General features: G+C 44.0%; 12 protein-coding genes. 6 read left to right on the top strand and 6 right to left on the bottom strand.

Annotation, left to right across the window (positions count from 1 at the left end; all coding sequences use genetic code 11):
• Window positions 1-23 precede the first annotated feature (23 nt).
• Complete coding sequence (locus EX191_RS06025) at window positions 24-401, bottom strand: carboxymuconolactone decarboxylase family protein (protein ID WP_053809605.1); 378 nt, start codon at window positions 399-401, stop codon at window positions 24-26.
• A gap of 58 nt (window positions 402-459) precedes the next feature.
• Window positions 460-816, bottom strand: coding sequence for a MerR family transcriptional regulator (locus tag EX191_RS06020; protein ID WP_053809604.1), 357 nt, complete (start codon window positions 814-816; stop codon window positions 460-462).
• A gap of 518 nt (window positions 817-1,334) precedes the next feature.
• Between EX191_RS06020 and EX191_RS06015 the strand changes: the two genes are divergently transcribed.
• Window positions 1,335-2,684 (top strand): alpha-amylase family protein, encoded by a 1,350-nt coding sequence (locus EX191_RS06015; protein ID WP_193447346.1) that lies wholly within the window; start codon window positions 1,335-1,337, stop codon window positions 2,682-2,684.
• A 109-nt stretch (window positions 2,685-2,793) separates the two neighbouring features.
• On the opposite strand, the gene EX191_RS06010 is transcribed toward EX191_RS06015, so the two are convergent.
• Window positions 2,794-3,087 carry an ArsR/SmtB family transcription factor gene (locus EX191_RS06010; RefSeq protein WP_005375388.1) on the bottom strand — a complete coding sequence of 98 codons (294 nt, stop codon included), beginning with the start codon at window positions 3,085-3,087 and terminating at the stop codon, window positions 2,794-2,796.
• A 245-nt stretch (window positions 3,088-3,332) separates the two neighbouring features.
• On the opposite strand from EX191_RS06010, the gene EX191_RS06005 reads away from it, so the two are divergent.
• Window positions 3,333-3,626, top strand: a complete 294-nt coding sequence (locus tag EX191_RS06005) for a hypothetical protein (protein WP_005392536.1) — start codon at window positions 3,333-3,335, stop codon at window positions 3,624-3,626.
• A 99-nt stretch (window positions 3,627-3,725) separates the two neighbouring features.
• Here EX191_RS06005 and EX191_RS06000 read toward each other — a convergent pair whose 3' ends face one another.
• The 3 genes from EX191_RS06000 to EX191_RS05990 form a co-directional block, all read right to left on the bottom strand.
• A complete protein-coding gene (locus tag EX191_RS06000; RefSeq protein ID WP_104972817.1) occupies window positions 3,726-5,684 on the bottom strand; it encodes a monovalent cation:proton antiporter-2 (CPA2) family protein in 1,959 nt (652 codons plus the stop codon).
• Window positions 5,681-6,298, bottom strand: coding sequence for an NAD(P)H-dependent oxidoreductase (locus tag EX191_RS05995; RefSeq protein ID WP_005392538.1), 618 nt, complete (start codon window positions 6,296-6,298; stop codon window positions 5,681-5,683). The genes EX191_RS06000 and EX191_RS05995 overlap by 4 nt, the downstream gene beginning before the upstream one ends.
• 167 nt (window positions 6,299-6,465) lie before the next feature.
• Entirely contained in the window at window positions 6,466-6,891 is a 426-nt protein-coding gene (locus EX191_RS05990) for a universal stress protein (protein WP_005392539.1), read from the bottom strand.
• Between the two features lie 391 nt (window positions 6,892-7,282).
• Between EX191_RS05990 and EX191_RS05985 the strand changes: the two genes are divergently transcribed.
• From EX191_RS05985 to vmeP, 4 genes are all read left to right on the top strand, one after another.
• Window positions 7,283-8,854 (top strand): ATP-binding cassette domain-containing protein, encoded by a 1,572-nt coding sequence (locus EX191_RS05985; protein ID WP_193447345.1) that lies wholly within the window; start codon window positions 7,283-7,285, stop codon window positions 8,852-8,854.
• Between the two features lie 206 nt (window positions 8,855-9,060).
• A complete protein-coding gene (locus tag EX191_RS05980) occupies window positions 9,061-11,220 on the top strand; it encodes a prolyl oligopeptidase family serine peptidase (protein WP_193447344.1) in 2,160 nt (719 codons plus the stop codon).
• Window positions 11,221-11,750: 530 nt separating this feature from the next.
• Window positions 11,751-12,542, top strand: a complete 792-nt coding sequence (locus EX191_RS05975) for a hypothetical protein (RefSeq protein WP_193447343.1) — start codon at window positions 11,751-11,753, stop codon at window positions 12,540-12,542.
• Between the two features lie 90 nt (window positions 12,543-12,632).
• A complete protein-coding gene (vmeP, locus tag EX191_RS05970) occupies window positions 12,633-13,775 on the top strand; it encodes an efflux RND transporter periplasmic adaptor subunit VmeP (protein WP_005391278.1) in 1,143 nt (380 codons plus the stop codon).
• The last annotated feature ends 9 nt before the right edge of the window (window positions 13,776-13,784 follow it).

Raw genomic sequence — 13,784 nt, 5'->3', positions numbered from 1 at the left:
TTAAATTGATTTCAACGTCGTGATTACTCTGCTCTTTCCGCCAGCACTTCTTTGAAGGCAAACATGCCGTTTAATGCCGCTGGAAACCCTGCGTAGACGGACATCTGTAAGATGACTTCTTTAATTTCAGCCTCGCTGCAGCCTACATTCAGTGCTGCATTGAGATGTACTTTCAGTTGTGGCGAACAATTCCCCATTGCCGTTAGCGCGGCGACGGTTGCGATTTCTCTCGATTTTAGGTCTAAGCCTGGACGAGCATAAATATCGCCAAACGGATACTCAATGGTGTACTGAGCTAAATCTGGGCAAATATCTTGTAAGCTTTCGATGACGTTATGACCAGCGTCGCCATCAATGTGAGAGAGTAGTTCTAATCCTTTGTTAAAGCGTGATTGTTCCATTGATATGTTCCTAGTGAATAAATGCAAACATACCTTAATCCTTAGAGTTAACTCTAAGTCAACGAACTTTTCCACTTTTATACAAGGCAATTTTTTCTTCTAGAGCCGTTAAGTGCTTCTGCTGCTGTTCAATGTGGATCTTGAGGTTTTCTTGATGTTGCTCTAGCAAGGCTTGGCGTTGTCGTACAGACTCTGAGCCGACTTCCCTTAATTTTGCATATTCCAGAATCTCTTCAAGTGGCATTGCAGTTTCTTTTAATCGCTTTACGAAGCTAATCCAGCTTAGATCTTTCGCACTATACACTCGATGCCCACTCGCGTTTCTATGGACATGTTTAAGTAAGCCAATTTTTTCATAGTATCGAAGTGTATGAGCAGACAAGCCGACGAGGCTAGAAAACTCTTTGATATTCATGATTACCCTCCAAGGTAATTCATACCAATAGGCATAAGCTAAGTTCCGCATTTTGAAGTCATTTCGGGATAGATACAAACGGTAATCTTCCATGTTTTAAGGTGGGATACGCAGAAGGGGGCTATTTTGAATACGCGCCAAACGTGATCCACCTGCCAGTTTCACTTTATTAAAAATTAGTTACTCAATAGAGTGGTTTGGCTGTTTTTAGTCTTTGGCCTCCTTTAGGGCGTACCCGGGCATTTTCTTTCATATATTTTGAATGCAATTTTTTGCAATACAAAACAATGACTTAATTTATTTTATGTGCGGTGTGCTTGAATGCCATCTACTCGTTTACGTCCAGAACTGTTTCTACTTGTGCAATGGAGGAGTCACTACGCCTTCATTTTCAGCCTTGAGTTAGGGCGAAAAGGGTGAGGGCGTCTGATGAATAGCTCTTATAATTTCGACTATTGAATTCACTCACAAAAAAATGCAAACAAGTAATCGTGAGTGAAAACGAGTAGGAGAACAACATGAGTGGCTCACAGGAAATACAATCATTCGGTGCGAATGTTATCTTACATGCGTTTGATTGGAAGTATGCTGACATTGCCCAACGAGCAAAAGAAATCCACGAGCTAGGTTACGGCTCCGTGTTGGTTTCGCCACCAATGAAAAGCGCCCACGATGATCGCTGGTGGCAGCGCTATCAACCTCAAGATTACCGTGTCATCGACAATGCGTTGGGTGATACCAAAGACTTTATCCGTATGGTTCGTGAACTGGAGCAAGTTGGCGTGTGGGTTTACGCTGACGTGGTGTTTAACCATATGGCAAATGAGGCCCATCTTCGCCGAGACCTCCAATACCCAAGGCAAGAGGTCTTGGAGGAATACCAACAAAACAAACAGAAATATCAGTCGCTAACGTTATTTGGCGACTTATCTCAACCGCTTTTTGATGAAGAGGACTTTGTTGAAGCGTTCGGTATTAAAGACTGGAAAGATAAATGGCAGGTACAAAATGGACGCATCACAGGTGGACCAACCGATCCTGGCTTGCCAACCCTCCGTGTTTGTGACCATGTCGTTGAGCAGCAACGCGCTTACCTAAAAGCACTGAAAGCCATTGGTGTGAAAGGTTTTCGTATTGATGCCGCGAAACACATGACGTTAGAGCATCTTAAACGTGTTTGGACAGACGACATCACACGCGATGTGCATATATTTGGCGAAATTATTACTGATGGCGGTGCGACAGAAGAAGAGTATCAGTTGTTTCTTGAGCCGTATTTACAGGAAACACGCTTAGGCGCTTACGATTTCCCGTTGTTCTCGACCATTTTTAAGGCGTTTGCTAAAAAGGGCAGTTTCAAGTCGTTGATTGACCCATACTGTTTCGGTCAGGCCCTTTCGCCTGGTCGCGCGATTACATTTGTTGTCACGCATGACATTCCTAACAATGACGTTTTTCTTGATCTGATCATGGATGAGGAAAACGAATGGTTAGCTTATGCCTACATTCTAGGCCGCGATGGTGGTGTGCCATTGGTTTATACCGACTTAAACACTAGCGGTATTACAGATAAAAATGGCAAACCAAGATGGCAAGGTGCATGGAACGATCCGCGAATGGCGAAAATGATCCAATTCCATAGTATGACGCATGGCGAGTCGATGAGTGTTCTTGAAGGTAACGATGATATGCTGGTATTTAAGCGAGGGAGCAAAGGCGTTGTCGTGCTTAATAAATCGCAGCGTCAGCAGTCTTTGACATTGAAAATGGATGGTGACTGGGTGGATTTGATGACGGATCAGGACGTTCCATCTGACGGTAAGTTAATTGTGCCACCTAAAGCCTCAATGTTGCTCGTCGAAAACTAAAAAATAAAACACCGAGCTTAGCGAGCTCGGTGTTTTATTTTTGTCGGCGGTCATTCAAGAACGGGTAAAGTCTAATGTAAAACCGAAGTCTTTCGCGTCTGCTATGAAGTTATGAGCACTCATTAACGCAACATTCAGCCTTTAAAAAGCCGATCACATCATCTAAACATTGGTACTCTGCAACGCAAAAAAGGGTTCGCCCCTCACGACGTTGGGTGAGAAGCCCGGCTGAGGCTAGACTAGAAATATGATGAGAGAGAGTGGATGCAGGAATGCCAAGCTTTTCTTGTACGCCGCCTACCGCGATACCTTTGTATCCCGCTTTGACAACTTCTTTGTAAATACTTAAACGAGTAGGATGACCTAACTCTTTTAGTGCTTTAGCGACGGCTTCAAGCTCCATACTGACCTCTAAAGAATGACTACAGTAAATTTGTTTCGATAATAGGGAAAGTCTCGGTAAATGCCAACTCTTGTGATCTAGGAACGATTTAAATCAGATGAGATTCATACCGGCTCATACCAGCACAACAATAATTGTCTACTCCAATGAGACAGATCAATCTTCATTATTATTTCACCCCACGTTCAAACTCCCTCGTCTACACTCATGGGTGAGTTGTCAGTTGGCAGACCAAGGAGGCGGCCATGATTGCGGTTCATAGAGATTATTGTTTGTCTAACAGTTCAGATTTACATGCTCACGTTAAAGTTAACCCTGTCGGTAAATTAGAAGTTGAGATTGTAGAACTTCAAGAGCGCCATACCACAGAGTTTGATGATTTGTCTTTTGAGAGCCGTGGGTGTGAAACTCGAATCTGTGGTAAAGAAGACACAACTCCGTGGCAGTTCAATCTTGCAGTTACTGATGCGTTAGAGCTTTCTCACTTAGTGGAAGAAGCAAACGAAGAATATGAGATTTTAATGAATGATCTTATGTAATCTCGTGAGAGGATCATTTTATCCTGCACGGCATGTGACTCGGTACTGAAAAAGAAAAACCTCCCAAACGGGAGGTTTTTAATATTGAGCAAGTTACCGTCAGATCGGCTCTTCTCTCGGCGGTGTTAGTTCTTGAACGTTATCTTCATTGAAGTCATCGGCGTAACCTTTCGGCGGTGGAGTCCATCCACGTTCTGAGCGCGAGAGTTTGTCATGGCGATCTTTTTGCATCTCTTCCGCCATTTTTTCCTCTAACTGAATAAACAGTTGTCGGAAATTGTTGTCATAACGTTCGCCTTCAGAATCATCTTCCCAAGCTTTGTAGAGTATTTCGGACTTGCGTGCTTCAACACGCTTGTATGTCGCTTTTTGCTGCTCAACAAAGAAGGGGTGAATACCAAGTGCTTTCATCGTGTGACCACCCATCTCCAATGCGGAATGGTAGGTTTCCGATTCAATAATATCAGCCCCAGCTTGACGCAAAAGATAGCCGTGACCACGGTCAAAGGCGCGTGCGATCACCGTTACTTTGGGGTACGTGTGTTTGACGTACTTCACCAGTTCCACACTCGATTCTTGGTTATCAATTGCGACGACCAACGCAGCCGCATGCTCGATGCCTGCAGTGTGCAGCATATCTGGTCGAGTCGCATCGCCAAAATAAGCACGAGTGCCAATCTGGCGCATGTTATCAACTTGGTTGGCTTGGTGATCGAGCACCACTGTTGTTACACCATTAGAAACAAGCAAGCGGTTAACAATCTGACCAAAACGGCCGATACCAGCGATGATTACTGTGCCTTTTTCTTCAATCGTATCGCTTTCCCTTTCGTTTGATTGAGTTTCAAAACGCGGCAGTATTAATTTGTCAAATAGAATGAACAAACCTGGCGTTAAGAACATTGAGATAGCAACAACCAGCGCAAGAGTTTGCGAGAGTTCAAACGGAATGACGTGGTTTTGCACAGAGAAGCTTAGCAACACAAAACCAAATTCACCCGCTTGAGCCAAGCTTAAGGTAAACAGCCAGCGGTTGCTGCCTTTCACTCTAAATATCAGCGCGAGAATAAATAGCACCAAGGCCTTTAATACCATCACGCCAATGGTCAGTGCCATGATCAACCAGAAGTCACCAAATAGAACCGAGAAATTGATCCCAGCTCCGACGGTGATGAAGAACAGACCCAGCAACAACCCTTTAAATGGTTCGATATTGGACTCTAACTCGTGGCGAAATTCGCTGTTCGCCAATACAACGCCAGCCAAGAAAGTTCCTAAAGCAGGAGATAAGCCAACCAAACTCATCAGTGCTGCGATGCCGATCACCAGCATCAATGCGGTGGCGGTAAAAATCTCACGCAGCCCAGAGCTAGCAACATAGCTCAACAGAGGTCGACTTAAAAAGTGACCACCAACGACAACAATCGCTATCGATGCTGTGATGACTATTCCGTACGCCCAGCCCGGTAAATCGGCCACGAGGTTTAAATCGTCATGATGCTGCGCAGCCGTTTGAACAGCATTTTGTGCTTGTTCGACTAACTCCGGCAGGGCCAGCAATGGAATAAAGGCCAACATCGGGATAACAGCGATATCTTGGAAAAGCAAAACAGAGAACGCGTTTTGTCCGCCTTCTGTCTTCGTTAACCCTTTTTCGCTAAAAGTTTGCAAAACAATCGCGGTAGAAGAAAGGGCGAAAATCAAGCCGATGGCTAAGGCAATGGTCCAAGGCTGCTCAAAGTACAGGGCAATACCCATAATCGCCGCGATGGTACCGCCAACTTGAAGACCGCCTAAGCCCATTAAACGATTTCGCATTGACCAGAGCATTTTAGGCTCTAGCTCTAACCCCACTAGGAATAGCATCATCACCACGCCAAATTCGGCAAAGTGCTGAATTGTCGTTGTTTCTTCACCGACTAAACCGATAATTGGACCAATTACCACACCAGCGATGAGGTAACCTAAAACGGAACCGAGCCCTAAACGCTTGGCAAGTGGTACCGCAATTACAGCGGCAATCAAATACACGAAGGCTTGTAAGAATATCCCTGTCATGAAGCCTCCTTGATGAGCTTCGGAAGTGCGCTGTTGAGTTTGATTAATGACGCAGCTGCTTCAACATCCAGTCTATCTTCGACTAATGCTGTTAGCAGGCTTTTGTACCGTTCGACATGACGGGGAATTCGTCCTTCTTCTTCGGCTGTACGTGCGCCGAACAAAGCAAGAGGCGCAATGTAGTGCATACCTGTGAGCGCTGACATTTGCTCGATAGGAGCGAGCAGTTCCCGAATCGTAAAATGGTTGTAGCCTTCGGCTTTATAAGCTTCTTCCTTGCCGCCGGCCGAAAGCACGCACAGCATGGTTTTACCTTGTAGTTCGGTTCCTTCAGTGCCGTAAGCAAAGCCATACTCCAAAACCAGATCTTGCCACTCTTTTAAAATTGCTGGGGTTGAATACCAATATAGTGGGAATTGAAAAACCACCACATCATGCTCGCGCAAGCGTTGTTGTTCACGGTCGATATTGATATCGAAACGAGGGTATTCACCATAGAGATCAACACATGTCACGCCTTCAATTTTTTGAGCTTCTTTGAAAAGTGGAGTATTCACTTCTGAACGATGCTGGGAAGGATGAGCAAAGAGAATTAATACTTTTTTATTCGCCATAAGGATCCTTGCTATCTAAATAACCATGCCCGGTAGGAGCGCAGGTTGGTTAGAAAATGTAACTCATAAATGGCCGTCAAGCTAGCTTGGAAAAGTGCTTAAGCTGTTTCAATATCAATAAAAAACCACCAAATAAGTTGGTGGTTTTGGCAAGCGTCAAATTCTAATTAATCATGAATAGGAACGACTAAAATATCGACTGGTGACTTGTTGATAAGATGTCTTGAGTAGGAAATGATTTTGCTCCAGAAATCTTGATGATGTCCACAAATCAACAAGTCCACTTCTTGCTCTTTGATGGTAATTTCGAGCTTATCGGCTAAATCACCAGTACCCACGAAGAAGTGTTTGAGTGGATAATCCATGTACTCACTGAATGTTCTCAAACATTCCATAGAGTGCTCATTCAGCGGCCTTTGGTCTGGGTTCTCTTTAATGTCTACGAGCTCACGATAAATTTCCCCGTGAGTTCCATCAATATGGATGAATGAAATATCGGAGTCGAGATAGTTAGCCATCGCTACGGCTCTGTCGATCAGAACAGTGCTCTCATCGGACAGTTCGAGTGCAACAAGGATATGTTTGTATTTCATTACCACGCCCTTATGTGGATTAGCTTTACTGTAAGCATAGTATGGCTTGGGCAAAATTTGTGTAGATAAGATCTCGAAATCGTTCAAAGTTTTGATAAATAATGCTGCTTGCTTTTTAGTCAGAAAACCCGCTAAACTTCGCAAATCATTTCTCTAGGAGATTACGCCAACATGAAGAACTAAACCTGTTATCCATATTTTTACTTATTTTTTGGATCTGCAGGGTTAGTAGGCGTAGCTCACTTTCCGATATTTCTTTGCAACAAGACGACTTTTTGATTTGACGTTTATCGTCGAGCTGTACATAAAGCTTAATGCGTTTGTGCACGCGTTTTGTTTCAATCTCAAATCATAGCTACGGCTGTTGTCCCTGTCATACAGGAGGCAAATTATGCCAGTTTTACAAGCTTTTAATGTTAGCCATCAGTTTGATAATGGCGAGACGCTATTCCAGTCTATTTCTTGTTCCATGACTAAACGACGTGTTGGTTTGATTGGGCGCAATGGCATCGGTAAGTCGCTTTTGGCTTCCATTTTGGCGGGCGAAACTCAACCTGCCAGCGGTGTTGTGACTTCTCCCTCTTCTTTCATGATGTATCGCCAGCAGCCGTCTGATTTGCTTTCAGGTCAGCAATCGATCGCCCAGTTTCTGGGAACAGACTCGGTCTTACATGCTTTAAAGCAGATTGAACAAGGTGATGTTTCTGAGCATTGGTTCGAACTGGTTGGCGAACAGTGGGATATTGAACTGAAACTCAAACAGCAGCTTGCTGCGATGGGCTTACCGCAAGACCCTGATTTCTCTTGTGCTCGGCTCAGTGGTGGTCAGTTGGCGCGTTTGCAGTTATGGCAGTTGTTTGAAAACGAAACGGAACTTTTGATTCTCGATGAGCCATCCAATCACCTCGATACCGAGGCGAAACAATGGTTGATAGAGTCTATGAGGCATTTCGGTGGCGCGATTTTACTCATCAGTCACGATCGCGAGCTGCTTCGAGCAATGGAGGAAATTTGGGAACTCTCGGGCCTAGGCTTACAGGTTTTTGGTGGAAATTACGATGTGTATGCCGAGCAAAAACGCACTGAGTTACAAGCGGTCGAAAGGCAGTTAGCGCAGGTCGATAAACACAAAAAACGGTTAGCTGAGCAAGCCCAGAAAAATCGCGAAAAAGCAGACCAACGCGCCGCGCAAGGGAACAAACTGCGCAAAGACGGCAGTCAGCCCAAAATTTTGCTTGATGGCAAAAAGGATAGCGCGACCGCCAGCGCCTCAAATCGCAATAAGAATGAGCAACTCAGACAAGCGCATTTACAAGCCAAAGAGCGGGCGTTGCAATCGCGACATGAGCAGCTCAAAGCGCAAAAGTTTTATCTTGCAGATAATCCGAACCGTTCGAGAAAAGTGTTGTCGATACAAGAAGGTATATTGCCTTTTGGGGATTCTACTCCTATCACTTTGCAGATTTTTGCGAACGATAAAGTCCATCTCAAAGGGAAAAATGGCTGCGGAAAGTCAACCTTGTTAAAGACGTTGCTTGGCGAGTTGTCGTTGCTGAGTGGTGAGCTGCAAGTGAATACACCCTTGTATTATCTCAACCAACACTTTGGCGCAGTGAATCCAAATCTTTCGTTACTTGAGAACGTAATGGAGACCTGCCAAGAGATGACGGAAAGTGAAGCGAGAACCTTACTGGCGGGGATCGGTTTTCGTCGAGACGCTGTGTTTCGGTTGGGATGCGTACTAAGCGGTGGCGAGAAAATGAAGCTCGCAATGCTGATCGTCAGCCATCAACACTCCCAGCCTTTGCTGCTGCTTGATGAACCAGATAACCATCTCGATCTCGAGTCAAAAATAATGCTTAGTCAGGCGTTAAATGCATACAAAGGTGGATTTGTTCTGATTAGTCACGACCAAGATTTCGCTTCTGAGTCTGGGGTTTTGCGTCAAATCGAACTGACTTAGACGAAAGAGAGTAAACGCCATCGTAGCTCTTCAGCGTTGTTCCTAAGCTCTACACCTCCACTTACCGATATGTAGAATTGGCGGGAAATAAGGGAGTTAGGATGGCTTTCACAACTCGTTTAATGAAATTAGATTCATTTTGTCGATATATCGTAGAGTTCTGATGTATTGCACAAAAAGACAACAGAAAAATAAAAAGGAATTTCATGAAAAAGAACACCCTAGCACTCGCAACGGCTCTCGCACTCGGAAGTGTGTTGTCTGTGGCGCATGCAAATGAAGCGGCGCAATCGTCGGTTGAACAGGTAACCCCGAAAGCCATCACGTACCCAACCACACAAAAAGTGAATGTTGTCGATGACTACTTTGGTACAAAAGTGAGTGATCCTTATCGTTGGTTGGAAGACGATCTCAGCCCAGAAACCGCAGAATGGGTGAAGGCACAAAATGCAGTGACGTTTGATTATCTGTCGAAAATCCCTTACCGCGAGCAGATTGAAGAGCGCATCACTAAGCTCATGGACTACGAAAAGCAAAGCCAACCGTTCAAAGAGGGTAAGTTCACTTATTTCTACAAAAATGACGGTTTACAAAACCAAGATGTGCTTTATCGGCAGCTAGGTGATGGTGAAGCAGAAATTTTCCTCGATCCAAATACTTTTAGTGAGGATGGCACCACATCGTTAGCGGGAGTGAGTTTTTCACGAGACGGTTCTTTGGTCGCATACAGCATTTCGGAAGGCGGTAGCGATTGGCGCAAAGTCATTGTGTTAGACACAGAAACCAAAAAGCCAGTCGGTGAAACGCTGGTGGATATTAAGTTCAGCGGCATCAGTTGGCTCGGCAATCAAGGTTTCTATTACTCAAGTTATGACAAGCCACAGGGGAGTGAACTCTCCGCGAAGACAGATCAACACAAGCTCTACTTTCATAAACTTGGAACGAAGCAAAGTGAAGACCAGCTGATTTTCGGCGGCTTTGAGGAAGAGAAATACCGTTATGTTGGCGGCTATACGTCAGATGATGAACGCTACTTGTTTATCTCAGCCAGCGTATCGACATCGGGTAACAAACTGTTCTTTAAAGATTTGAGTAAGCCAAACAGCCCGCTGAAAACCATTTTAGATAACACCAGTTCTGATACTTGGGTGATAGACAACCAAGGCACGAAACTGTACTTGGTTACGAACCTTAATGCGCCGAACAAACGCGTCGTGACGGTGGATGCGAGTCAGCCGCAGCCCAAAAACTGGAAAGATTTGATACCTGAAACAAAGAACGTGTTACGTGTTTCTACCGCGGGTGGCAACTTGTTTGCGAGCTATATTGTTGATGCGATCTCGATGGTGAAGCAATACGACATGAAAGGCAAACGCATCCGAGAAATCAAATTGCCTGATATTGGCAGCGCATACGGTTTCACGGGTAAAAAAGAAGAAACCGAAGTCTACTATTCTTTCACCAACTACAAGATGCCAAGCACTACGTATCGTCTGAACATCAAAGATGGTGATAGCGAGGTGTACTACAAATCTAAAGCGCCATTTGACCCTGCTTTGTATGAATCTCGCCAGGTGTTTTGCACCTCAAAAGACGGAACAAAAGTGCCGATGATCATCACCTATAAAAAAGGGACACCGATGGACGGCAGCGCACCAACCATCCTATATGGTTATGGTGGTTTCAACATTAGCCTCACACCATCTTTTAGCCCGACACGTGCGGCTTGGCTGGAGCTTGGTGGTGTTTACGCGGTAGCGAACATTCGTGGCGGTGGGGAGTATGGTAAAGAGTGGCACAACGCTGGCATTCAAATGCAAAAGCAAAATGTGTTTGATGACTTTATTGCTGCGGCTGAATTTCTAATTGATGAAAAGGTAACGTCATCAAACAAGTTAGCCATTAACGGTGGATCGAATGGTGGCTTGTTAGTGGGGACAGTTATGACGCAACATCCAGAGCTGTTTAAAGTGGCGCTGCCAGCAGTCGGCGTACTGGACATGCTGCGTTATCATACTTTTACCGCAGGTGCTGGTTGGGCGTATGACTACGGTACGGCAGAGCAAAGTAAAGAGATGTTCCAGTATCTGAAAGGTTATTCGCCAGTGCACAATGTAAAAGCGGGGGTGGAATACCCAGCAACATTGATTACAACGGGTGACCATGATGATCGTGTTGTTCCTGCTCACTCTTACAAATTTGCTGCTGAGTTGCAGTCAAAACAGGCGGGTTTAAATCCGACCTTGATTCGCATCGAAACCAATGCAGGGCATGGTGCTGGCACACCAACGCGTAAAATAATTGAGACAAATGCAGATATTTATAGCTTTGCACTGTTCAATATGGGAATAGAGAAACTGCAATAGTGCGAATCGTTTGCGTTTTTAGTTAACGAAATGCATTGGTGCTTTTGCACTCGAAAATAAAAGGGAATCACAGAGTGTGATTTCCTTTCAATTTATTGTGGAGTAACTATTCTAAATTGACCGCAAGGCTAATTAAATTAAGGTATTTGCAATTTATTACAACTCTCTTCTTTACCTGAAGAGTAATATGCGATAAAAATAAAAATTGATCGCGATCACCTAACACCATTGCACTCCTAATTTATATGGTAAATTTAATTAATCATTTGTTCTAATGATAATTTAATTTTCATAAGTTTTAATATTCCCTTCTTCGTAAAGCTTACCAAATTTCAAGTTATATAAGATATAAGTAGCAGTGATTGAACTTTTACGACGCTTTATTTTATTTTAATTAAAACGTCTAATGTTTCGTCATTATTAAATTTGCTTTGATAATTTATATTATCCAAAGCGAGTTGTGTTGCTTGCTATTTATGATGACCTCATGACGTGAATAATTTTATAATCATTAAAATGGATACAGTTTTATGAATTTAGTGAAACCGTCTGTTGTTATCATGGCAGCAGCCCTTCAACTCGCGTCTTCTGCTTATGCTCAGACAAATAATGACGAAGAACTACAAGATATGTCTGACCCACTTGCGGTTTACACCCAAGTGGGCTTTGGTATTACTGACAAAGGCGCGAACATCAAAATCGGTCAAACTTACCAATCTAGCCAGCCTGGCACCATGGCGATGAACATCATCGAAATGAAAGGCATTGGTGGTGAGCTATTTGGCATTCGCGACAATGACGATCCAATGTATGCCAATGTTGATGACAGCATTGACTCTTTCCGACTACGTAATTTCCAAGTAGAAGTCGCAAAAGGTCTAGGCCGTCAATTGGATGTAAACTACGATGTTGATAACGATAAATTAGATGCATCTTACAGCTTTATTCAAGGCCTACCTAAGTTTGGTATGTTGCAGCTATTTCCTTTGGCTGGTGCGGGTGTCACTATTGCTAATGATTTTAGTGGTGATGACAAAGGTTATGAAATTCCAGGTACTTTCACCGTTGTCGGTATGTACTCAAAAATTGAATTAACCGATAAAATCTGGATTAACTACAACCCAATGTATATGCATACACTGTCAGGGTCTAGTCAATATAAAGATAATTATTACGCGGGTGAAGATAATATCTTAACTCATGAGTTTGCGTTGTCTTATCAAATTAATCCTCGCGCAAATATTCGTTACTTTGCAAACTGGAATGAGCACGTTAATTTCGGTGATGGTGATCACCGTATCGAATTTAACTACCAATTCTAACTCCCTCGTTTATTTCCAGAATAGAAAGTGTGTTTATCCATATATTTAAATATTTAGGCTAGGGCACTTTCTACATAAAGTAGGTTTATCATGAAAGCCAAATATAAATTTGCGTTGGTATCTATTGCTATATCTTCTGCATTACTATCAGGATGCAAAACTGGCGATATCGCAACGAAAACTGCCCAAGCACCCTCTGTTGAAACCGTTACCCTAACCGAAACAAAAATCACTCCTTATCATACTTTTATCGGTCGAACTGAAGCGGTAAATGACGTTGATATTATGCCTCGAGTCGGTGGCGAATTAACCGCGATTCATTTTAAAGATGGCGATATGGTCGAAAAAGGCCAATTGCTGTTTGAAATCGACGACCGTCCTTACAAAGCGGCACTGGCGTATGCAAAAGCGTCGTTGCAAAAAGCAAAAGCACAACTCGTTCAAACTACGCGTGATGCAGAACGTGTGAAGAAACTCATCAAAGATAAAAGCATCAGTGAACAGCAATACGATGACGCCATTGCCGCGCACGCCGCAGCGATTGCTTCGGTAGAAGAGGCGAAAGCGACGCTGGTTTCAGCAAGGCTCGATCTTGAGTTTAGCTCTGTGCGTGCTCCTTTCTCTGGCCGCGTGGGTTTCAGCAACTTCCGAGTGGGTGACCGTATTTCGAAAATTCAACTCGTTCCTCTTGTTTCGATCACTCAAATCGACCCAATTCGCTTTGGCTTTGATGTGGATGAGAAGCTCTACCGCCGCGTAAGAAGTGCGATTGATGTGGCCCATCGTAACGATGACAAACTGGATGTTGATTTAACACTGACGCTTTCAGACGGCTCATTGTATCCACTTGATGGCAAGATCTACGCTGTTGGCAACAAGATCGATTTAGAAACAGGCTCAATTCGAGCAGAAGCACAATTCGATAACCCAACTTACGCGCTTATGCCGGGTGAATATGGCAACTTGACCATCAAGCTGCGCAACAAAACTATTGATGGTTTGCTTATCCCATCGGCGGCTGTTCAGCAAGACCAAGCGGGTGACTACGTCATGGTGGTTGGTGATGATCACGTGGTGTCTCGTCGTAACGTTGAACTCGGTCAGACCTACGGTGTGAAACGTGCTGTGCTGACTGGTTTGGCGGCTAACGAAAAAGTCATCGTCAATGGTCTACAAAAAGTGCGTCCGGGTGCAACGGTGAAAGACGTTGAACTACAGAGTGAACAAGGCTGAGTGAGTACT

It is taken from the genome of Vibrio chemaguriensis, assembly GCF_012275705.1.
Classification (GTDB): Bacteria; Pseudomonadota; Gammaproteobacteria; order Enterobacterales; family Vibrionaceae; genus Vibrio; species Vibrio diabolicus.
The sequence above is the reverse complement of the archived record's forward strand: the minus strand, read 5'-3'. Positions and strand labels throughout refer to the sequence as shown.

Bases quoted from the DNA above. Each gene is read 5' to 3' on its own strand.
- EX191_RS06025 (WP_053809605.1), bottom strand. From the start codon at position 401: ATGGAACAATCACGCTTTAACAAAGGATTAGAACTACTCTCTCACATT.
- EX191_RS06020 (WP_053809604.1), bottom strand. From the start codon at position 816: ATGAATATCAAAGAGTTTTCTAGCCTCGTCGGCTTGTCTGCTCATACA.
- EX191_RS06015 (WP_193447346.1), top strand. From the start codon at position 1,335: ATGAGTGGCTCACAGGAAATACAATCATTCGGTGCGAATGTTATCTTA.
- EX191_RS06010 (WP_005375388.1), bottom strand. From the start codon at position 3,087: ATGGAGCTTGAAGCCGTCGCTAAAGCACTAAAAGAGTTAGGTCATCCT.
- EX191_RS06005 (WP_005392536.1), top strand. From the start codon at position 3,333: ATGATTGCGGTTCATAGAGATTATTGTTTGTCTAACAGTTCAGATTTA.
- EX191_RS06000 (WP_104972817.1), bottom strand. From the start codon at position 5,684: ATGACAGGGATATTCTTACAAGCCTTCGTGTATTTGATTGCCGCTGTA.
- EX191_RS05995 (WP_005392538.1), bottom strand. From the start codon at position 6,298: ATGGCGAATAAAAAAGTATTAATTCTCTTTGCTCATCCTTCCCAGCAT.
- EX191_RS05990 (WP_005392539.1), bottom strand. From the start codon at position 6,891: ATGAAATACAAACATATCCTTGTTGCACTCGAACTGTCCGATGAGAGC.
- EX191_RS05985 (WP_193447345.1), top strand. From the start codon at position 7,283: ATGCCAGTTTTACAAGCTTTTAATGTTAGCCATCAGTTTGATAATGGC.
- EX191_RS05980 (WP_193447344.1), top strand. From the start codon at position 9,061: ATGAAAAAGAACACCCTAGCACTCGCAACGGCTCTCGCACTCGGAAGT.
- EX191_RS05975 (WP_193447343.1), top strand. From the start codon at position 11,751: ATGAATTTAGTGAAACCGTCTGTTGTTATCATGGCAGCAGCCCTTCAA.
- vmeP (WP_005391278.1), top strand. From the start codon at position 12,633: ATGAAAGCCAAATATAAATTTGCGTTGGTATCTATTGCTATATCTTCT.